This is a genomic window from Acinetobacter wanghuae (assembly GCF_009557235.1).
Lineage (GTDB): Bacteria > Pseudomonadota > Gammaproteobacteria > Pseudomonadales > Moraxellaceae > Acinetobacter > Acinetobacter wanghuae.
Window position 1 is genome coordinate 586,566 of the sequence record NZ_CP045650.1, and the last position, 21,140, is coordinate 607,705.

At 42.6% G+C, this 21,140-nt stretch carries 15 protein-coding genes, 2 tRNA genes and 3 rRNA genes; 14 read left to right on the forward strand and 6 right to left on the reverse strand.

The window, feature by feature from the left end; genetic code table 11:
• Positions 1-77 precede the first annotated feature (77 nt).
• The 5 genes from GFH30_RS02670 to GFH30_RS02690 form a co-directional block, all read right to left on the reverse strand.
• On the reverse strand, positions 78-503 hold the full coding sequence (locus tag GFH30_RS02670) for an organic hydroperoxide resistance protein (protein ID WP_153370777.1): 426 nt from the start codon (positions 501-503) through the stop codon (positions 78-80).
• A 124-nt stretch (positions 504-627) separates the two neighbouring features.
• Entirely contained in the window at positions 628-1,452 is an 825-nt protein-coding gene (locus tag GFH30_RS02675) for a carbon-nitrogen hydrolase family protein (RefSeq protein WP_153370778.1), read from the reverse strand.
• A 25-nt stretch (positions 1,453-1,477) separates the two neighbouring features.
• The gene (gene gigB, locus GFH30_RS02680; RefSeq protein ID WP_153370779.1) at positions 1,478-1,996 is read right to left on the reverse strand and encodes an anti-anti-sigma factor GigB; all 519 of its coding nucleotides are present in this window, start codon (positions 1,994-1,996) and stop codon (positions 1,478-1,480) included.
• 112 nt (positions 1,997-2,108) lie between these two features.
• The gene (gene gigA, locus GFH30_RS02685) at positions 2,109-3,077 is read right to left on the reverse strand and encodes an RsbU family protein phosphatase GigA (protein WP_153370780.1); all 969 of its coding nucleotides are present in this window, start codon (positions 3,075-3,077) and stop codon (positions 2,109-2,111) included.
• 104 nt (positions 3,078-3,181) lie between these two features.
• Complete coding sequence (locus tag GFH30_RS02690) at positions 3,182-4,045, reverse strand: MlaA family lipoprotein (RefSeq protein WP_153370781.1); 864 nt, start codon at positions 4,043-4,045, stop codon at positions 3,182-3,184.
• A 539-nt stretch (positions 4,046-4,584) separates the two neighbouring features.
• Between GFH30_RS02690 and GFH30_RS02695 the strand changes: the two genes are divergently transcribed.
• The 12 genes from GFH30_RS02695 to hisC all read left to right on the forward strand — a co-directional run bounded on the left by GFH30_RS02695 (position 4,585) and on the right by hisC (position 17,272).
• A 16S ribosomal RNA gene (locus GFH30_RS02695) occupies positions 4,585-6,122 on the forward strand.
• 60 nt (positions 6,123-6,182) lie between these two features.
• Positions 6,183-6,259 (forward strand) — tRNA-Ile (locus tag GFH30_RS02700).
• 68 nt (positions 6,260-6,327) lie between these two features.
• A tRNA-Ala gene (locus GFH30_RS02705) sits at positions 6,328-6,403 on the forward strand.
• 385 nt (positions 6,404-6,788) lie between these two features.
• Positions 6,789-9,683, forward strand: a 23S ribosomal RNA gene (locus GFH30_RS02710).
• Positions 9,684-9,863: 180 nt separating this feature from the next.
• Positions 9,864-9,978 (forward strand): 5S ribosomal RNA (gene rrf, locus GFH30_RS02715).
• The 16S, 23S and 5S rRNA genes sit together here with 2 tRNA genes alongside, the layout of an rRNA operon.
• Positions 9,979-10,207: 229 nt before the next feature.
• Positions 10,208-11,659, forward strand: a complete 1,452-nt coding sequence (locus tag GFH30_RS02720) for an RNA polymerase factor sigma-54 (RefSeq protein WP_153370782.1) — start codon at positions 10,208-10,210, stop codon at positions 11,657-11,659.
• Positions 11,660-11,837: 178 nt separating this feature from the next.
• Entirely contained in the window at positions 11,838-12,170 is a 333-nt protein-coding gene (hpf, locus tag GFH30_RS02725) for a ribosome hibernation-promoting factor, HPF/YfiA family (RefSeq protein WP_153370783.1), read from the forward strand.
• Positions 12,171-12,303: 133 nt separating this feature from the next.
• Positions 12,304-12,555 carry a BolA family iron metabolism protein IbaG gene (ibaG, locus tag GFH30_RS02730; protein ID WP_153370784.1) on the forward strand — a complete coding sequence of 84 codons (252 nt, stop codon included), beginning with the start codon at positions 12,304-12,306 and terminating at the stop codon, positions 12,553-12,555.
• Positions 12,556-12,562: 7 nt separating this feature from the next.
• The gene (gene murA, locus GFH30_RS02735) at positions 12,563-13,819 is read left to right on the forward strand and encodes a UDP-N-acetylglucosamine 1-carboxyvinyltransferase (RefSeq protein ID WP_153370785.1); all 1,257 of its coding nucleotides are present in this window, start codon (positions 12,563-12,565) and stop codon (positions 13,817-13,819) included.
• On the forward strand, positions 13,819-14,520 hold the full coding sequence (gene hisG, locus GFH30_RS02740) for an ATP phosphoribosyltransferase (RefSeq protein WP_153370786.1): 702 nt from the start codon (positions 13,819-13,821) through the stop codon (positions 14,518-14,520). Before murA ends, hisG begins: the two co-directional genes overlap by 1 nt.
• A gap of 185 nt (positions 14,521-14,705) precedes the next feature.
• Positions 14,706-16,019, forward strand: coding sequence for a histidinol dehydrogenase (hisD, locus tag GFH30_RS02745; RefSeq protein WP_153370787.1), 1,314 nt, complete (start codon positions 14,706-14,708; stop codon positions 16,017-16,019).
• Positions 16,020-16,177: 158 nt separating this feature from the next.
• Positions 16,178-17,272 carry a histidinol-phosphate transaminase gene (hisC, locus tag GFH30_RS02750; RefSeq protein WP_153370788.1) on the forward strand — a complete coding sequence of 365 codons (1,095 nt, stop codon included), beginning with the start codon at positions 16,178-16,180 and terminating at the stop codon, positions 17,270-17,272.
• Between the two features lie 100 nt (positions 17,273-17,372).
• On the opposite strand, the gene pabB is transcribed toward hisC, so the two are convergent.
• Positions 17,373-18,698, reverse strand: a complete 1,326-nt coding sequence (pabB, locus tag GFH30_RS02755) for an aminodeoxychorismate synthase component I (RefSeq protein ID WP_153370789.1) — start codon at positions 18,696-18,698, stop codon at positions 17,373-17,375.
• Between the two features lie 258 nt (positions 18,699-18,956).
• On the opposite strand from pabB, the gene filA reads away from it, so the two are divergent.
• Positions 18,957-20,111 carry a putative pilus system protein FilA gene (gene filA / locus GFH30_RS02760; RefSeq protein WP_153370790.1) on the forward strand — a complete coding sequence of 385 codons (1,155 nt, stop codon included), beginning with the start codon at positions 18,957-18,959 and terminating at the stop codon, positions 20,109-20,111.
• Between the two features lie 185 nt (positions 20,112-20,296).
• On the forward strand, positions 20,297-21,136 hold the full coding sequence (gene filB / locus GFH30_RS02765; RefSeq protein ID WP_153370791.1) for a putative pilus system C39 family peptidase FilB: 840 nt from the start codon (positions 20,297-20,299) through the stop codon (positions 21,134-21,136).
• The last annotated feature ends 4 nt before the right edge of the window (positions 21,137-21,140 follow it).

Below are 21,140 nucleotides of genomic sequence, written 5' to 3' on the forward strand. Positions count from 1 at the left end.
TTAATAATTTGATTTCGCTAAAAATACATGTATCACTGAAAAAATGCCCTCAAGGATGACTTCAGGGCACATCACTCTTAAGTGAGAACATTCAGCGTTACATCAATGTTGCCACGTGTTGCATTTGAATAAGGGCAAACAATGTGTGCTGCATCTACAAGCTTCTGCGCTTCAGTTGCATCCATCCCTTCTAGATGAATATTCAACGTTGCTTCAATTCCAAAGCCCGTTGGAATTGGACCAATGCCAACTTCACCTTCAATATAAGCATCTTTAGGTAGGTTTAATTTATCTCGCCCTGCGACAAACTTCATTGCCCCTAAAAAACAGGCAGAATAACCTGCTGCAAACAACTGTTCTGGATTGGCACCATTGCCTGATCCGCCCATTTCTTTCGGCACAGCAAGTTGCACGTCAAGACTGCCATCAGAAGATGTCGCTCGACCATCACGACCACCGGTGGCTTTTGCATGCGCGGTATAGACTGTTTTTTCCAAACTCATTTTAAGATCCTTCATTTATGTTAGAGCTTTATCCTGTGGGATTTTGCGCATAGATGAAGCAGTATTTTTGTAATTTTATAGGATAAAACTGTGGAATGACGAAGGTGGTGAGCTGGAATTAATATCAGAGTTGAATGAGTTTGCGATGTTGAATGAGTGGCATTGAGTCGCGTAAGTGCTGCTGTTCCTCTAAGTCAAAGGGAACCGTAATCAGTTGCGCACCCTCATCTTGAACTATATCTAGAACTTGACCTCGGCTATTCGTCGCGGCTGCATGCCCCCAAGTTTGGCGTTTTTCACCATGCCAACCTTGCTGTGCTGCACCTAAAACCTGACACTGGCTGTCCATAGCTCGTGCTTGTAACAATAACTGCCAATGCATTTGACCTGTGGTATAGGTGAAGGCAGCGGGTGCGGTGAGGATGTTCGCACCTTGAGCGCGTAGCTTAAGTGCAAGTTCGGGAAAGCGTAGGTCATAACAGACCATCAAGCCGATCTGACCAAAAGGTGTCTTTGCAACAACCAAATCAGTACCTGGTTCAAAGAACTTGGATTCTTGATAACCCCCAACAGCATCACCGACTTGCACATCGAACAAGTGGATTTTGTCATAACGTGCTTCGGTTCTTTCAGGGCTAATACATAAACTAACGGTACGCACACGTCCATCCTGAATGATTGAACCATCTGGACGAAATGGGCATGGGAGAGTGCCCGCAACAATCCAGATTTGGTATTTGTGCGCTAAACTTTCAAGACGATGTTGGACGTCTTCAAAACGAGCTGCCGTCTCACGTTGCTTACCTGCAGCAAAACAAATGAAATTTTCAGGTAAAACGATGAGTTCTGCCCCATTGGCTTTACTTTGCTGAATAAGCGATTCGACCACAATAAAATTGGTTTCAATTTTATTTTGTGAGTTCATTTGTGCAACAGAAAGTAAAGTCATAATGTTCTCGGACGAGAAAAGAGGGTTATACGTTTTGCTGAGACAGACTATCTAAATTTTCTTTCTCTTTTTGCAACTGTTTGACCAAAGGTTCAAACATGTTTTGATTGCTTTGATTTAATTTCATCAAAGTTTTATGTGCATCAAGCACAGTGTGTAACATATTACGATGGGTAATGTGTTCGTCTACCAATGCACGAGTACATACATTTGGATCACCGCAATAATCTAAAATAACAAATACTTGTCCTAAACCCATGCTGTTTGCAAGTGTGGTGATATCAGAATTTGTAGAGAGCATCACGGCTTGAATTTGGTGTGCTTGTTTGAGCTTTAGCCCTAACTTTGCAAGAATACCGAGAACCGTACTGTCAATAAAACTGGTTTGAGTTAAATCAACAATTGCGCCGACAACGCCATCTTGGTGTTCAATTTTGTTCAAAAGTTTGTCTAGACTAATACAAGATTGGGCTCGCACTTCGCCAATAAGCTTAAAAATATGCGTTCCATTCAAGCTTGCATATTCAACATGACCTGTTGACATATAAATGCCATTTGCAAAGAAGGATATTAAATTATCCCATAGGGCAGATGTATACTCAAGTGGCTGTCCACTTAAGTCAATTTAAGTTGTTATTAAGCTTATGATTATACTATCAATTCATTCTTCTTAGACTGAGAATTGCAATATCATCTGCGACGTGTTCTGGTGCTTCAAATGATTGATTTTGTAAGTGATTTACCAATTGTGCAAATTGTTCACTTAAGCCACCTTCATAAGGTTCGAGCGCACCATCGGAACAAACAATGAATCTGGCTTGTTTGGTCAAAACACACTCGTGTTCTTCCACTTCGAGTTCCTCGGTAAGACCTAAAGGGAAGCTGCTAGTCGACAAAATTTTAGGTGCTTGATTGGGTTCAAAGATGATCGGAGGCGGGTAATGACCTGCGCTTGACCATTTTAAAATATGCGAATCCAGATTTAATACCCCAGCAATCATGGTGATGTGCTTTTCAATATTTTCCTGCATCAACATGCCGTTGAGCTTTTTAATCAGTTCGCGAGGTGTCTTGGAGCGACCATGGAATGCTGCCATCCATGAGGTCAATAATGAACTGGTAACCCCGTGTCCTGAGACATCAGCCAAATAGAACATGATTTCTTTATCGCTGATTTTCCAATAATCGTACCAATCACCTGATAAATAAGCAGAGGGTTGGAAAAAAGTCTCAACTTTATAGTTAATCAGATCAATTGGATTAGGAAGTAGACGTTGTTGTAATTCGGCAGCGGAAGGTAAATCGCGACTGTCTTGATTGCGTTTATATTGTGCATCAATTCTTTTTAATGCTTTTAGTGGTTCAGCAGGTAAATCATTCCAAATCCAACCCGCAAGCGCCCCTTGCTCCCAAGCTCGTGCCAATTCTGTGCCTTCATTTTTTAATGCAAGAACAATCGTGGGTAAATTCCACTGGTATTTTAGAAAATCTTGGACATCTGCGATGGCGATAATCGTTGGATCATACAACTCACGATCATCAAGATAAATCATTTGCACTTGGGGTAGGGCATCAATGACTTGCTCTAAACAAGGAATATCACGAGTTGGGCGAATAAAATACATACAGGAATGATTCGATCCTAGAGTTGTTTATAAGATGTACTATATCAAGCAAATCATTGCTAGCGAAGATATTTCACTAGCAATGATGTGTTCAATTATAGCATTCACTCAGATGGGTTAGATTCTTGTTCGGTCAGGTCTTCAGAATCGAAGTCATCGTCCATAAATAAGTTTTCTTGTTCGAGACCTTTCTTTTCAGCAATTGAATAGCTTTTACGTTGTAAGTAGAAATCACGTAGTTGCGCATATTTATCGCCTTGTAAGACTTGCTCGACATCAAGTACTTGTGAACGGGCATCAACACCTCGTAAAAGTTGCTCACTATAATAAAGACGATCATCACCATCTAATAGGTACTTTTGAGGACGTGCTTGACTATCGGCAATACGTCCTATGCTGTCACGAAACGTACTTGGTCCTAAAATCGGTAGCATGACATACGGACCCGATGGAATACCGTAATAACCGAGGGTCGTACCAAAATCCTCATCTTCAGTGCTTAATCCAAGTCGAGTTGCTGGATCTGCAAAGCCCAAGCTAGTCACGGTATTAATCGTAAAGCGTCCAAAGGTTTGTGCAGCACGTGAAAAGCGACCTTGCGCTAACTGATTGACTGCATTCCAAGGTTCACCTAAGTTTTTACGGAACAAACGGGTGGAGGCACGAACATCGGATGGAATCTTTTTGGTGTATTGCACTGCTAAAGGTCGAGCAATATTTCGGTCAAGGACATCATTAAAGGCATAAACCTGACGATTCAAAGGTTGAAACGGATCTTTGACTTCCTCTTCCTGAGCCGCATTTGCATCCACATTGATTTGAGTTTTCAAGTGTTGGTAGTTTTCAGAAATTTTTTGCTTTATTTTTGTAGATGAATGGACATCACGATCGACGTTGTCATTGGCAAATGTGGTAGATGCAGACAGAATCGAAAATAAACTTATATATAGGTATGACGTAGGACGCATAATAAACCCTGATGCCTGTTATGAGACAAGATAGCGATGCATTGTATAAAAATTATAAACATAATCCGATTAAATTAACGGTTTAAAGTAAAAATTGTGTGTTTTTTAAGTAAATACACGCAAAATGTACAAAAAAAGAGCATGCAAAACGATTTACTTTAAAAAGGTATTGCAAGGGATCTGAAATCCTGTAGAATGCACATCCATCGGCAGTGATGAAGATTAAAACTTCTGATAAAACAATGACTTAGTACAAGATGTTAAGAATTGATTTTAGAAAGAAAGTTTAAAAATAATTTGAATTACTGATTGACACTAGATAAATCTAGTGTAATATAGCCGACCTAGCTTGCTGGTGACGAACCAACAAGAAGATCATTAAGAGATTATGAAGAACAACTTGTGTGGATTTTTACTGATTGATTGATCGAAATTATTTTCATTGATTGATGGTAGAAATTACTCGAAGTTTATTTGAGAAATATTTGTCAGAAAATTGATGAGCCAAGATTGGTAGCCTTTAAGCTACTACTGATTTTAAACTGAAGAGTTTGATCATGGCTCAGATTGAACGCTGGCGGCAGGCTTAACACATGCAAGTCGAGCGGATGAAAGTAGCTTGCTACTGGATTCAGCGGCGGACGGGTGAGTAATACTTAGGAATCTGCCCATTAATGGGGGACAACAGTTGGAAACGACTGCTAATACCGCATACGCCCTACGGGGGAAAGCAGGGGATCTTCGGACCTTGCGTTAATGGATGAGCCTAAGTCAGATTAGCTAGTTGGTGGGGTAAAGGCCTACCAAGGCGACGATCTGTAGCGGGTCTGAGAGGATGATCCGCCACACTGGGACTGAGACACGGCCCAGACTCCTACGGGAGGCAGCAGTGGGGAATATTGGACAATGGGGGGAACCCTGATCCAGCCATGCCGCGTGTGTGAAGAAGGCCTTTTGGTTGTAAAGCACTTTAAGCGAGGAGGAGGCGCCCTAGACTAATACTCTAGGTGCGTGGACGTTACTCGCAGAATAAGCACCGGCTAACTCTGTGCCAGCAGCCGCGGTAATACAGAGGGTGCGAGCGTTAATCGGATTTACTGGGCGTAAAGCGTGCGTAGGTGGCCAATTAAGTCAAATGTGAAATCCCTGAGCTTAACTTAGGAATTGCATTCGATACTGGTTGGCTAGAGTATGGGAGAGGATGGTAGAATTCCAGGTGTAGCGGTGAAATGCGTAGAGATCTGGAGGAATACCGATGGCGAAGGCAGCCATCTGGCCTAATACTGACACTGAGGCACGAAAGCATGGGGAGCAAACAGGATTAGATACCCTGGTAGTCCATGCCGTAAACGATGTCTACTAGCCGTTGGGGTCTTTGAGACTTTAGTGGCGCAGCTAACGCGATAAGTAGACCGCCTGGGGAGTACGGTCGCAAGACTAAAACTCAAATGAATTGACGGGGGCCCGCACAAGCGGTGGAGCATGTGGTTTAATTCGATGCAACGCGAAGAACCTTACCTGGTCTTGACATAGTAAGAACTTTCCAGAGATGGATTGGTGCCTTCGGGAGCTTACATACAGGTGCTGCATGGCTGTCGTCAGCTCGTGTCGTGAGATGTTGGGTTAAGTCCCGCAACGAGCGCAACCCTTTTCCTTATTTGCCAGCGGGTTAAGCCGGGAACTTTAAGGATACTGCCAGTGACAAACTGGAGGAAGGCGGGGACGACGTCAAGTCATCATGGCCCTTACGACCAGGGCTACACACGTGCTACAATGGTCGGTACAAAGGGTTGCTACCTAGCGATAGGATGCTAATCTCAAAAAGCCGATCGTAGTCCGGATTGGAGTCTGCAACTCGACTCCATGAAGTCGGAATCGCTAGTAATCGCGGATCAGAATGCCGCGGTGAATACGTTCCCGGGCCTTGTACACACCGCCCGTCACACCATGGGAGTTTGTTGCACCAGAAGTAGCTAGCCTAACTTAATTGAGGGCGGTTACCACGGTGTGGCCGACGACTGGGGTGAAGTCGTAACAAGGTAGCCGTAGGGGAACCTGCGGCTGGATCACCTCCTTAACGAAAGATTGACGATTGGTAAGAATCCACAACAAGTTGTTCTTCATACGATGTACCTGAGGGTCTGTAGCTCAGTTGGTTAGAGCACACGCTTGATAAGCGTGGGGTCACAAGTTCAAGTCTTGTCAGACCCACCACTACTGACGAAGCAAGCAATTGCAGAGTAAGACAGAGAATCAGAATACATTGATCTAAATGATAAGCTGGGGACTTAGCTTAGTTGGTAGAGCGCCTGCTTTGCACGCAGGAGGTCAACGGTTCGACTCCGTTAGTCTCCACCATCACTTCTAACGAAGTGAATGAGTTAAGAATAACCACTTGGTTAAATAAGTGTTTAGTCCTTAAGCTATCAAGTGTTTAGATCCTAGAGATTAACAAGTATAAGCGTTATGATACGCGCACTTGGTAATCTCTGTGATTTATCACAGTTGCTACGATCCGATGAGGACGTAGACAATCATTAACAGAATATATTTGAGTTGAAATAAATTGTTTAAGGCTCATTTCAAGTAAGCAATTACGAGGAATGAGAAACTAGCGATTAACTGAATCAAGCGTTTTGGTATATGATTTTGATTGAAGCTGTACAGTGATTAAATTCACAGTACTTCGAACTGTATGTTGAAGGTGCTCCTTGTAGGTACCGTCGACTGTTTGGGGTTGTATAGTCAAGTAATTAAGTGCATGTGGTGGATGCCTTGGCAGTCAGAGGCGATGAAAGACGTAATAGCCTGCGAAAAGCTCCGGGGAGGCGGCAAATATCCTGTGATCCGGAGATGTCTGAATGGGGAAACCCACTTACCATAAGGTAGGTATTGCATGATGAATACATAGTCATGCAAGGCGAACGAGGGGAAGTGAAACATCTCAGTACCCTTAGGAAAAGAAATCAATTGAGATTCCCTTAGTAGCGGCGAGCGAACGGGGATCAGCCCATTAAGTTACATAAGCTTTAGTGGAACGCTCTGGGAAGTGCGAACGTAGAGGGTGATATTCCCGTACACGAAAGGGCTTATGTAATGATGACGAGTAGGGCGAGGCACGTGAAACCTTGTCTGAATATGGGGGGACCATCCTCCAAGGCTAAATACTCCTGACTGACCGATAGTGAACCAGTACCGTGAGGGAAAGGCGAAAAGAACCCCTGTGAGGGGAGTGAAATAGATCCTGAAACCGCATGCATACAAGCAGTGGGAGCCGGCATTGTGTCCGGTGACTGCGTACCTTTTGTATAATGGGTCAGCGACTTACATTCAGTAGCAAGGTTAACCGAATAGGGGAGCCGTAGAGAAATCGAGTCTTAATAGGGCGTTTAGTTGCTGGGTGTAGACCCGAAACCGGGTGATCTATCCATGAGCAGGTTGAAGGTTGGGTAACACTAACTGGAGGACCGAACCCACTGTCGTTGAAAAGCCAGGGGATGACTTGTGGATAGGGGTGAAAGGCTAATCAAACTCGGTGATAGCTGGTTCTCCCCGAAAGCTATTTAGGTAGCGCCTCGGACGAATACCATTGGGGGTAGAGCACTGTTTCGGCTAGGGGGTCATCCCGACTTACCAAACCGATGCAAACTCCGAATACCAATGAGTACTATCCGGGAGACAGACTGCGGGTGCTAACGTCCGTAGTCAAGAGGAAAACAATCCAGACCGCCAGCTAAGGCCCCAAAATTATAGTTAAGTGGGAAACGATGTGGGAAGGCATAGACAGCTAGGAGGTTGGCTTAGAAGCAGCCACCCTTTAAAGAAAGCGTAATAGCTCACTAGTCGAGTCGGCCTGCGCGGAAGATGTAACGGGGCTAAAACTATATGCCGAAGCTGCGGATTTGCAATTTATTGCAAGTGGTAGGGGAGCGTTCTGTAAGCCGATGAAGGTGGATTGAGAAGTCTGCTGGAGGTATCAGAAGTGCGAATGCTGACGTGAGTAACGACAAAACGAGTGAAAAACTCGTTCGCTGAAAGACCAAGGGTTCCAGTCCAACGTTAATCGGGGCTGGGTGAGTCGACCCCTAAGGCGAGGCCGAGAGGCGTAGTCGATGGGAAATTGGTTAATATTCCAATACTTCTGTGTAATGCGATGAGAGGACGGAGAAGGTTAAGTCAGCCTGGCGTTGGTTGTCCAGGTGAAAGACAGTAGGCATGCATCTTAGGCAAATCCGGGGTGCTCTATGCTGAGAGTTGATAGCAAGCTGTACTTGTACAGCGAAGTGGCTGATACCATACTTCCAGGAAAAGTCTCTAAGCTTCAGTTACACAGGAATCGTACCCGAAACCGACACAGGTGGTCAGGTCGAGTAGACCAAAGCGCTTGAGAGAACTCTGCTGAAGGAACTAGGCAAAATGGTACCGTAACTTCGGGAGAAGGTACGCTGTCGACGGTGACGGAATTTACTTCCTGAGCGGTTGACAGCCACAGAAACCAGGCCCCTGCAACTGTTTATTAAAAACATAGCACTCTGCAAACACGAAAGTGGACGTATAGGGTGTGATGCCTGCCCGGTGCTGGAAGGTTAATTGATGTGGTTAGCGCAAGCGAAGCTATTGATCGAAGCCCCAGTAAACGGCGGCCGTAACTATAACGGTCCTAAGGTAGCGAAATTCCTTGTCGGGTAAGTTCCGACCTGCACGAATGGCATAATGATGGGGGCGCTGTCTCCAGCAGAGACTCAGTGAAATCGAATTCGCCGTGAAGATGCGGTGTACCCGCGGCTAGACGGAAAGACCCCGTGAACCTTTACTGCAGCTTGACATTGAACTTTGATCTTACTTGTGTAGGATAGGTGGGAGGCTTTGAAGTCGTGACGCTAGTTGCGATGGAGCCAATCTTGAAATACCACCCTGGTAATATTGAGGTTCTAACTCTGCTCCATAATCTGGAGCGAGGACCATGTCTGGTGGGTAGTTTGACTGGGGCGGTCTCCTCCTAAAGAGTAACGGAGGAGTACGAAGGTGCGCTCAGCGTGGTCGGAAATCACGCGTAGAGTATAAAGGCAAAAGCGCGCTTAACTGCGAGACCCACAAGTCGAGCAGGTACGAAAGTAGGTCTTAGTGATCCGGTGGTTCTGTATGGAAGGGCCATCGCTCAACGGATAAAAGGTACTCTGGGGATAACAGGCTGATACCGCCCAAGAGTTCATATCGACGGCGGTGTTTGGCACCTCGATGTCGGCTCATCTCATCCTGGGGCTGAAGCAGGTCTCAAGGGTATGGCTGTTCGCCATTTAAAGAGGTACGCGAGCTGGGTTTAGAACGTCGTGAGACAGTTCGGTCCCTATCTACCGTGGGCGTTGGAAATTTGAGAGGATCTGCTCCTAGTACGAGAGGACCAGAGTGGACGAACCTCTGGTGTACCGGTTGTGACGCCAGTCGCATCGCCGGGTAGCTATGTTCGGAAGGGATAACCGCTGAAAGCATCTAAGCGGGAAGCCTACCTCAAGATAAGATTTCCCAAGGACTTTATGTCCTCTAAAGAGCCGTTGAAGACTACGACGTTGATAGGTTGGGTGGAAGTGCAGTGATGTATGAAGCTGACCAATACTAATTGCTCGTGAGGCTTGACTATACAACACCCAAACAGTTGGTGTTGTAGTCGAAATCACTACAAAACAACTTGATTTAGTTTGAAAGCTAAGTAAAATTAAGCAACACATCGATACTCAAATATCTCTGTTAATAACTCTTTTGACCAAAGCTAGGCATGCGAAAGCAACTAAGACCATAGCGAGTAATCATAAACAGTTGTGCTGGCGACAATAGCAAGAGTGAACCACCTGATCCCTTCCCGAACTCAGAAGTGAAACCTCTTAGCGCTGATGGTAGTGTGGGATTACCCATGTGAGAGTAAGTCATCGCCAGCTCATTAATTCAAAAACCCCCTCAATCAAATGATTGAGGGGGTTTTTCTATGCCCGGAAGAAAGTTTTTATATTTATTGATTAAAAATATAAACTTATCACATAAAATTGGTCGGTTGCGTCTAAAAAACTCAGCATGAATATGTATGTTTTTTGACAAATGTATGCTATAAAAATTAAAACGGCACAATAATTGCTTATAAAGCAAACTTTTAAATCTATAGGGGTGAAAATGAAGTTATCAGTGGGCTTAAAAATTGCAAACTCGCTGTCCTTAACTCCTCAGTTACAGCAGGCGATTCGCTTGTTACAACTTTCGAGTTTGGAGCTTGAGCAAGAAATTCAAGTCCAACTTGATAGCAACCCTTTACTTGAGAAAATTGAAGATCAAGATACTTCTGAAGAATTGTCCATTTTAGAGATTGAATCTCCAGATAAAGATTTGACCACTGAATTAAATGCCGATCATTTGCCGGATGATTTACCCGTTGATACGGATTGGGATGATGTCTATACCCATCAACCGACCAGTTTAGGCTCAGCTGAATTTGAAGAGCGTGAAGATAATCGCCAAGGGCATCAAAGTTTACAAGCCCATTTGTTAGAACAAGTCAATCTATTGAATTTTTCTAAGATTGATCAATTGATTGCACACTGTATTATTGATTCTATTGATGACAAAGGCTTTTTAGAAGTTGATTTGACTGAAATTACTGCATCAGTGCAGCATCTTTTACAATCTATTTCGTATGAAGATGAAGTCGAACATGATGAAGTTTTAGTGGTCTTAAAGCATATTCAACGCCTCGATCCAATTGGTGTTGGTTCACGTAATTTAGCTGAATGTTTGTTGGTCCAATTAGAAATTTTATCTGAAGATGTGCCTTGCCGAAATGATGCAATTAAACTCATGCAGCATTATGAATTACTGATTAGTAATGAACTTCCAAAACTCATTAAGCAAACAGGCCTAAATCAAGATCAACTACGTAAAGCTGTTGATTTGTTGAAGACATTGAAACCGCATCCGGGACTTGATTTTGAAGATAAAGAATCGAATTATCAAATTCCTGATGTTGTCGTGATGAAGAAAAATGACTGTTGGCAAGTCATGTTAAACCCTGATGTTATGCCGAAACTTCGTATTAATTCTTTCTATGCCAATATGATTAAACGTGCTGATCAAAGTGAAGATAATCAGTATCTTAGAAATAATATGTTGGAAGCTAAAAACTTTATTAAAAGTATTGATGAGCGGCATAAAACCTTACTGAAGGTGGCAACCTGTATCGTCGAACATCAACGTATGTTTTTAGAAATTGGTGCAGAAGGTATGAAGCCTTTGGTGTTGCGTGATATTGCAGAAGAAGTGGAATTGCATGAATCGACTGTTTCGCGCGTGACCACCAATAAATATATGCTCACACCACGTGGATTATTTGAATTGAAATATTTCTTTTCGAGTCATGTGGGGACAACGTCTGGTGGAGAAGCATCTTCGACTGCCATTCGTGCCAAAATTAAAAAGTTAATTGCTGAAGAAAATACACGTAAACCATTGTCCGATAATGCGATTGCAGTTCTACTGAAAGCGGATGGCATTGATGTCGCAAGACGCACTGTGGCGAAATATCGAGAATCGTTACATATTGCTTCATCTTCAGAGCGAAAAGTCTTGATCTAGATTTTGAAATCTGATTATTCTAAGGGTTCATTATGACATCATGATGAATCCTTTTTTGTTTTGAGAAATAGTCTAATGATTTAATTTAATCGCTAAAAATTGCAATTGCATTGGTGATTTTCATTAAATTTCATCGACTATGGCTCCTCCAATCCTAACGAAGGTGAGGGATCGTACTATGCAACTAACAATTCGTGGACATCATTTATCGATTACGCCTGCTATAGAAACCAATATTAAAGAAAAATTTAAGCACATTACCAAACACCTTGATCAGGTGAACAGTATGCAGGTTAAGCTTTCAAAAGATCATCAGATTGACAAGCGCTCTAGACCGGGAAGTAGCAATCATATTGCTGAAGCGATTATTCGTTTGCCCGGTATCGAGTTTTTTGCACATGCAACAGCAGATGACATGTATACTTCAATTAAATTATTGACGGAAAAATTACGCAAGCAACTTGATCGGTATCGAAAAATGCAATTAAACCATCAAGAATTGGCCATTTAACGCCACGCTGAAAAAAAGAGGTTTTTAAAAGCCTCTTTTTTTACATATATAATGTATGCGATTAATGATTTATTTTTTTCATTTATAGTAAAATGCTTTGTTTTACACCCTTAGTCCTATAAGAGGTCTTGTGATGAATAATGAACAGCTCGCTGAAATTTTAAAAGCTGCTTTCCCAGTGGCTGATGTTGCTGTGAGTGGTCAGGGCGGAAAATTCGATTTGCGTATTGTTGATGATGAATTTGAAGGTAAACGCCCAGTTGCACGTCAACAAGCTGTTTATGCTCCTCTCAATGCCTTGATCGCCAGCGGTGAAGTCCACGCAGTTACAATTCGAGCAATGACCAAAGAAGAATGGCGCAAAGCAAGCTTATTCGGAGCTTAATAGTTTAATGGATAAATTTTTAATTCAGGGCGGCAACAAGCTCGAAGGTGAAGTACGCATTTCAGGTGCGAAAAATGCTGCACTGCCACTACTCGCTGCAATGATTCTTGCAGAGACTCCCACCACACTGACAAATGTACCGAATTTGAAAGATGTGAATACTTTGGTCAAGCTGATCGCTGGTCTTGGTATTACCATGTCTTATGAAGGGGATACCGTTGTTGCTGATACTTCAACCTTGGATAATCAATTCGCACCTTATGAATTGGTTAAAACCATGCGTGCCTCTATTTTAGTACTCGGTCCATTATTGGCACGTTACGGTAGTGCACAAGTGTCTTTGCCGGGTGGTTGTGCGATTGGTTCACGTCCAGTCGATCAACACTTAAAAGCATTAGAGGCTTTGGGTGCGGAAATTGAAGTTGAAGCAGGCTATGTACATGCCAAAGTTGACGGTCGCTTAAAAGGTGGCGAAGTTATCTTTGATATGGTGACTGTAGGCGGTACTGAAAATATTTTGATGGCAGCAGTATTGGCGGATGGTGTAACCACAATTCGCAATGCAGCACGTGAACCCGAAATTACCGATCTTGCATTAATGCTGATCGCAATGGGTGCGAAAATCGAAGGTTTAGATACCGATACATTGGTCGTGACCGGTGTTGAAAGCTTACATGGCTGTGAATATGCTGTTGTTGCAGACCGTATTGAAACGGGTTCGTATTTGGCAGCTGCGGCAATCACTGGCGGTAAAATCAAAACCACACATACAGATCCAGCATTGATGGAATCTGTACTCGAAAAGTTCGAGGAAATGGGTGCAGAAGTGACCCGTGGTGATGATTGGATTGAACTGGATATGATGGGTAAACGTCCGAAAGCAGTCAGCTTCCGTACACTGCCACATCCAGAATTCCCAACCGATATGCAAGCACAGCTGATGGCGGTCAATGCCATTGCTCGTGGTTTTTCGACCATTTCTGAAACGATCTTTGAAAATCGTTTTATGCATGTGCCAGAGCTTGCGCGTATGGGTGCGAATATTCAGGTTGAAGGTAATGATGCTGTTGTAACAGGTGTTGAAAAGCTTTCAGCTGCACCGGTTATGGCAACAGATTTACGTGCTTCATTCTCTTTGGTCTTGGCAGCACTTGCCGCTGAAGGGGAAACCGTGATTGACCGTATTTATCATATTGACCGCGGTTATGAAGATATTGAAGCAAAGTTACAAGGTTTAGGTGCCAAAATTAAGCGAGTAAGTTAATGAGCGATATGAGAAACGATGATCCAAACTTTGACGTAATGGGCAATTTTGATCATGGTTTAACGTTAGCACTAAGCAAAGGTCGTATCTTAAAAGAAACATTGCCTTTGCTTGAGACTGCAGGCATTAATTTGCTAGAAGATCCGGATAAATCACGTAAATTGATTTTTCCAACCACGCATAAACAGGTACGTATCCTGATTTTACGTGCATCTGATGTACCGACTTATGTTGAAAATGGTGCAGCAGACATTGGTGTTGCGGGTAAAGACGTTTTGATGGAACATGGCGCGCAAAACGTGTATGAACCATTGGACTTGAAAATTGCTGTATGTAAATTAATGACAGCAGGTAAAGTCGGCATGGAACGTCCTAAAGGTCGTTTAAAAATTGCCACTAAATACGTCAATTTAACTCGTCAATATTATGCAAGCCTTGGTGAGCAAGTGGATGTGATCAAACTCTATGGTTCAATGGAGTTAGCACCGCTTGTAGGTCTAGGTCATTACATCGTGGATGTGGTCGATACAGGTAATACACTTCGTGCCAACGGTCTTGAGCCATTGGAAGAAATTTGCCAAGTGTCTTCACGTTTAATCGTGAATAAAGCCAGCTTCAAGCGTAAGCAAACCTTGTTGAATCCGATTCTTGCGCAGCTTGAAAAAGCAGTGGAAGCGCGTGAACAAGCGAAAAAAGCTTAAATTTTTGCGATTTTAAAAAGACCGTCCATAAGGGCGGTTTTTTATGTCAGCCTAAAATTCCATGAATAGCGGTTCAATCAATTTTAGCGAATGTCATTTCCAATAAAACTCATACGGATAGTCGCATCAAGCTGCCGACAAATGTCGATAAAACAGGTAAACTAAAGCTTCCCTTTATTTCCATTGTGGATAAATTGATGCGACGTTTATCGACTCAAGATCAAAATTTTAAACAAGTCTTTGCCGATTTGTTGGCTTTTGAAACTGTGAGTGACCCAGAACTTTTAAAAACCGTAGATCAAATCATTGCTGATGTTCGTCAGCATGGTGATGCTCATGTTCTTAAACTCACACAACAGTTCGATCGACATCCAGCGCATCAATTTTCTGAGCTAGAACTGACTCAAGAACAATTAAAAATAGCATTTGAAGGTTTAACGCCCGAAGTGCGTGAAGCGTTAGAGCTTGCAGCAAACCGTGTGCGTGAGTTCCATCAAGCGCAAAAGCAAGATGGTTGGACTTATGTGGATGCTTTGGGCAATACCTTAGGTCAAAAAGTCACACCGCTCGATCGTGTTGGTATTTATGTGCCGGGTGGTTTAGCGTCTTATCCATCATCCGTTTTAATGAATGCTGTTCCTGCGCATGTGGCAGGTGTTTCTGAAATTATTATGGTTGTTCCTGCACCGAATGGTGATTTAAATCCATTGGTCTTGGCGGCTGCGTATTTGGCAGGCGTGCATCGCGTATTCACCATTGGTGGCGCACAAGCGGTTGCCGCACTCGCTTACGGTACAGAAACCATTCCTCGTGTGGATAAAATTACTGGTCCGGGCAACCGCTTTGTTGCTGCGGCGAAACGTGCAGTATTCGGTCAAGTCGGCATTGATATGATTGCTGGACCTTCAGAAATTTTAGTTTATGCCGAAGGTCAAAATAATGCTGAATGGTTGGCAATGGATTTATTGTCACAAGCTGAACACGACACCGTTGCACAAGCAGTATTTATTACGCCTGATGAAGACTTGTTAAATGCAGTGGGTGAATGGATTGAAAAACACTTAGAAGCTTTGCCAAAAGCCGAGATTGCACGTACTTCAATTGAAAACCGCGGCGCATTGGTCTTAGTCAAAGACCGTGCTGAAGGTGCTGAACTGATTAACCAAGTTGCACCTGAGCATTTAATGCTGTGTTTAGATGAAGCCAAACAAATGGCAGAAGATATTCGTCATGCCGGTGCGATCTTCATGGGGCGTTATACCCCAGAAGCAATTGGTGATTACTGTGCAGGTCCTAATCACGTACTGCCAACCTCGGGTACAGCACGTTTTTCTTCACCGCTTGGCGTGTATGATTTCCAAAAGCGTTCAAGCTTGATTATGTGCTCTGAACAAGGTGTGAAATCTTTGGCGAAAACAGCAGATGTATTGGCTCAAGAAGAAAATCTTGATGCGCATGCGCGTTCTGCACGTTATCGTTATCAAGATTCATTTATTTAGTTCATCTTTTAGATAAATGTTTGAGTAGAGCAAAATCTAAAGCTAGATGAATTCAATTTAGAAATGAAGTGTTCCTCTCCCTGTGGGAGAGGTTAGGAGAGGGATTTTGACCTCACCCTAACCCTCTCCTAAAAAGAGAGGGAATATTGAGATAAAAAATGTCTATTACAAATGAAAAAATGCGCTTTTGGAGTCCCGATGTACGTGAATTAGAACCGTACACACCGGGTGAACAACCGAAAATCCAAAATATTTTAAAATTAAATACCAACGAGAACCCGTATCCACCGTCACCGAAAGTGGCGGAAGCGGTACAAAAGGTATTAGCAAACTCAGCAGATGTTTTGCGCTTATATCCAGACCCAGATGCATCTGAACTCAAACAAGCCATTGCAAAACAGCAACATGTACCTGTTGAACATGTTTTTGTGGGTAATGGTTCAGATGAAGTGCTTGCACACATCTTTAAAGCATTCTTTGTGCAAGAATTGCCTGTGCTTTATCCGGATATTACCTATAGTTTTTATCCTGTTTATAGCCAATTCTTCGGGATTGCGGCAAATACCAAAATTTTGCCACTCAATGATGATTTTGAAATTGTAGTTGATGATTATAAGCAACCCAATGGCGGGATCATTATTACCAATCCAAATGCGCCAACCAGTATTGCATTAGGATTGTCTGCGATTGAGGAAGTGCTACAAGCCAATCCAAATTCAGTCGTGGTGATTGATGAAGCGTATGTGGATTTTGGTGCGGAATCTGCGGTGAGCCTTGTTGAAAAATACGAAAACTTGGTGGTATGTCAAACGACTTCTAAATCACGTTCACTTGCGGGTTTACGTGTTGGTTTCGCCATTGCACAGCCACACTTAATTGCGGCACTTGAAGCAGTCAAAAATAGCTTTAACTCATATCCGATGGATCGTTTTGCGATTGCCGCAGCTGTGGCTTCATTTGAAGATCAAGCCTACTTTGAAGCGCAAAATGCTAAAGTGATTGCGAGCCGTGAAAAGCTTGTCGCTCAACTGACTGAGATTGGTTTTAACGTTTTACCATCGAAAGCGAACTTTATCTTTGCGAGCTTGCCTCATAAAGATGCGGGCGAATTAGCTGCGGAACTTCGTGAACGTGGCATTATTGTGCGTTACTTTAACAAGCCACGTATCAATCAATTCTTGCGCATCACGATTGGTACAGATGAGCAAAATCAGCGTTTAGTGGATACGTTGAAAAATGAGATTTTAGCATAATCTCCCCAAACCCCTCTTTATGAAAGAGGGGCTTTCTCCTCCCTTTGAAAAGGGAGGTTAGGAGGGATTCATAAAAAAGCGACTCAATTGAGTCGCTTTTTTATTGAGTTTTATAATAAGTATTTAACAAATCTAACATCGCTTCGACTTTATCAAAGCATTCTTGATATTCGGCATCACACTCGGACGCAATGGTAATGCCGCCACCTGCCCAGAGTGAAACCTCTTCTTGGTACTTTTGAATAGACCGAATCAGGATATTCCAAGAACCCGTCCCATCTTCATTAAAATAGCCCATTGACCCGCAATATGCACCGCGTGGTGCACCTTCAAGTTCTTCAATAATTTGCATGGCGCGGATTTTTGGTGCGCCTGTAATCGATCCACCGGGCAGGGCAGCCATCAGCACATCAAATGGATGAATGTCAGCTTTTAAAGTCGCTTCTACTTCACTGACCATGTGATGCACTTGATTAAAACTTTCAATATTGAAGAGCTTTGGCGTTTTCACCGAGCCTGTTTCGGCATATACGCTTAAATCATTACGCAGTAAATCGACAATCATGACATTTTCAGCCATATCTTTTTCGGAGTTGATTAACGTTTGTTTGGATGCTTCATCTTGTTGTGGATCTGCATAGCGTGGCATCGTGCCTTTAATCGGTTTAGTGATCATTTTCCGATGGGGTGCAAAGTCGATAAACAGCTCAGGCGAGCAGCTTAAAAGCTCAAAATCGTCAATACGTAAATAGCCAGCATAGGGTGCATCGGTCAGTTGCCAAAAAGCATTTGCGCTTGTGAGTAATGGACCTTGTGCTTTTGCTTTAAATTCTTGAGTCAGATTAATTTGGTAACAATCGCCTGCGACAATATAGTCCTGAACCTTTCGAAACGCTTCTACATATTGCTGTTTGTTCCAGCGTGCTTTGCATTGCTCAGTGAGTTTAAAAGGACGTTGAGCAGCGCTTTCTGTAATTAAACGGTGTATATGTTGGAAGATGTTCACTGCATTTGGATCAGAACTTTCAAAGATCCAAGTTTCATCACATAAGCGTAAAAAGCTTTGGAAATAGCCCATAAAAAATGCAGGTTGCGCGCGCTGTGATGCATTCACTTCTTGCGCTGCGGCATGGTCATAGCCTACAAAGCCGACATAAGCATTGTGTTGTGTCTGTTCGTTCTGCTGATATGGGTTAAGTGCGACATCAAAGGGTTGTGTCGATGCGACATATTCATTCCAAGCACGGGCAGCAAAAACTTGCGTGGTATTGTTTTGAATGATTTGAAATCGCGTGGCATTCAAGGCGATAAACGGCTGCCCATTGTTATTTAAATAAATCACATGATGCAATGATTGTAATGCAGCTAAAACTACGGCAGGTGCGGCAGTGCTTTGTAAAGATTGGCGAAAAATAGGAGAAGTCATGTTGGCTAAAATCGTGAAGCATCATGCGCTATTCTAGCCCAAGCCTAATGAAAAAAAGATAAAAATAATCAAATACCGTTTGTCGGGTAACTGCAATTTACGACCAACAACTGTTGATCAATTTTTGAGTTCCATATAATTTAAATGGGCGAGCAAATCACTCAAGGATTGGTTGTTTGTGACGTTCAAAAACAAAAAAAACATCACAGGCATAGAGTGATTCACAACCAAAAAAATAATACTCTTGGGAGAGTACACATGAAAAAATTCACTAAATTAGCTTTGGCTGCTTCAGTTGCACTTAGCGCAAACGCAATGGCAATGCAAGCAATGGACGATTCAACGCTAAGTGCGACGACTGGTCAAGACGGTATCAATATTGGTATTGGTATATCTAAGATCACGATTGATAAGTTATTTATACACGACAATGATGGTTTAAATCCAACACTAAAGGGCGGTAACCTTGTTGATGAAAATGCTGACGGAACCGCTAATGTAGGAAATCCTGCAATAACAGGTAGTTTAAAGGGTACAGGTGTAGCTGGTGCAATTGTTATTCAAGGTGTTACAGATGCTAGCCGTGCCGTAACCCATACATTAACGAAAGCAAGTTCTTCACTTCCAGATCAGACATTCAATACTGCGGATCATGGTTTGTATATTGGTGCTAACTATTCTGATGGTGGTGCATATTTACTCGCTTCTAGAAATTTGGCAGATTTACAGATTGATAGCGATGCTGGTACTAAAGAGAACGGCGGAGCATTCATTAATGTTGCGGCTCAAGTATCAGGTCTTGAAATTCATATTGGTGAGATTGGTGTTGCAGCATCTGCAACTCAAGCTGCTGACTCTATTCGCCGTGGTGCTACGTTTACACAAGTTGCTGGTAAAGGGGAAACGACTGGTAACTATAATGCAATCTTAAGTGGTTTAAGTATTTTAACAGGTCAGATTGAAGCAAATATTCAATTAGGTGCTGCGCCACAGGGTGCTATGATCAAGCTTGATACTAAAATGCTTGGTGGTCTAGAAATCAAAAATTTAGGTATTCTTGATAGTTCAACAATTGCTCGTGATGACGCTGGGGTTGCTACTGGTAAACGTACAGCAGGTGAAATCTTTATTGAAAGTATTAAAATTGCAGATGAAGGCAAGAAAGATCTAACTATTAGTTCTAATATTTCTGTATTTAACACTGATACTACCGTTGGAAAAGAAAAAGAAGCACATATCCGTATCGTAAGTAATGATACAGGTGCAACTGACCAATATATTAAAGGTATTCGTTTAGGAAGCCGTACAGCTGCTTCAATTGGTGATGTAGAAATTCAAGGTCTACAAACTTACTACTCTCCATCCGCTAGCGTTTACACTAAAGGCGCGGTTATTACTATTTCTGGTCACTAATCTCATCTAAAAAAAGCGCGTTTCGACGCGCTTTTTTTATGTCAAAATTTCTATTCATCTTATATTGTAAAAAACACTATTTTTTTTGTATAAAAAGAAGTATCTTCATGTGACAAGGATGTAGAGTTTTCACTCTAGAATAATAACGAAAAGACGCACAGCGTCAGACTTGAAAAGTAAAAATTATGTTAGAGATTGCACTCGGCTCGGCATTGATCTATTACGCTGCCAAAGAAGCCTTCGATATAAAAGAACAACCTGCAGAGGCGGTTCGCTATACGGAAACTCTAGATTCCCGTCAGGACTCTTTTGTGCGTATGCATCGCGAGCCTGTGCTGATTCAACCTGCACTTGCAGATCAATTTCGTGGCATTGTCCGTCAAGCCTATGACTACAGTTGCGGTTCTGCTGCACTCACCACTTTACTGAATGGCTATACCAATTTAGACGTTAAACTCACCGAAGAAAACGTGATGAATGGTTTGCTCAAATTCGGTGAAACTGAAAAAATTATTGAACGCCGTAGCTTTTCATTACTTGACATGAAACGCTTTGTGACTGCCATTGGCTTAGAAAGTGGTGGCTATAAAGGCGAATTTAGTGACTTGGTTTCGCAAGGTCAACCCGCAATCGTGCCGATCTCATATGCAGGCTTCAAACATTTTGTGGTCTATAAAGGCTATAAAGATGGACGTGTGTACGTGGCAGATCCGGCTCTAGGCAATATCAGTTTTGATGAAATTCGCTTTCAAGAAATTTGGGAAAACAACACCCTCTTCTTAATTAATGTTGCGCCAGAGAAGCGTAAGAATTTATTGGCATTAAACGAACGTGATATGCGTCATGTTGATGATGCAACCGTAAACCGTTATGCCTTTGTTGATATGCAATATCCGCAGTTCTATGTTGAAAAAATTGCAGATAAAGCATCGACCATTCGTTTAGATAAAAATACCAATAAAGATTCAGAGTCTTATGGGCAATCAAATTATAACTTCTTACGTCTTTATTATAAGAATAAGTAAGTTT

Excerpts from the sequence above, each read along its gene's own strand:
- filA (WP_153370790.1), top strand. The coding sequence starts at position 18,957 with ATGAAAAAATTCACTAAATTAGCTTTGGCTGCTTCAGTTGCACTTAGC.
- GFH30_RS02675 (WP_153370778.1), bottom strand. The coding sequence starts at position 1,452 with ATGACTTTACTTTCTGTTGCACAAATGAACTCACAAAATAAAATTGAA.
- GFH30_RS02690 (WP_153370781.1), bottom strand. The coding sequence starts at position 4,045 with ATGCGTCCTACGTCATACCTATATATAAGTTTATTTTCGATTCTGTCT.
- hisC (WP_153370788.1), top strand. The coding sequence starts at position 16,178 with ATGTCTATTACAAATGAAAAAATGCGCTTTTGGAGTCCCGATGTACGT.
- pabB (WP_153370789.1), bottom strand. The coding sequence starts at position 18,698 with ATGACTTCTCCTATTTTTCGCCAATCTTTACAAAGCACTGCCGCACCT.
- GFH30_RS02720 (WP_153370782.1), top strand. The coding sequence starts at position 10,208 with ATGAAGTTATCAGTGGGCTTAAAAATTGCAAACTCGCTGTCCTTAACT.
- murA (WP_153370785.1), top strand. The coding sequence starts at position 12,563 with ATGGATAAATTTTTAATTCAGGGCGGCAACAAGCTCGAAGGTGAAGTA.
- ibaG (WP_153370784.1), top strand. The coding sequence starts at position 12,304 with ATGAATAATGAACAGCTCGCTGAAATTTTAAAAGCTGCTTTCCCAGTG.
- GFH30_RS02670 (WP_153370777.1), bottom strand. The coding sequence starts at position 503 with ATGAGTTTGGAAAAAACAGTCTATACCGCGCATGCAAAAGCCACCGGT.
- filB (WP_153370791.1), top strand. The coding sequence starts at position 20,297 with ATGTTAGAGATTGCACTCGGCTCGGCATTGATCTATTACGCTGCCAAA.
- gigA (WP_153370780.1), bottom strand. The coding sequence starts at position 3,077 with ATGTATTTTATTCGCCCAACTCGTGATATTCCTTGTTTAGAGCAAGTC.
- gigB (WP_153370779.1), bottom strand. The coding sequence starts at position 1,996 with ATGTCAACAGGTCATGTTGAATATGCAAGCTTGAATGGAACGCATATT.
- hpf (WP_153370783.1), top strand. The coding sequence starts at position 11,838 with ATGCAACTAACAATTCGTGGACATCATTTATCGATTACGCCTGCTATA.
- hisG (WP_153370786.1), top strand. The coding sequence starts at position 13,819 with ATGAGCGATATGAGAAACGATGATCCAAACTTTGACGTAATGGGCAAT.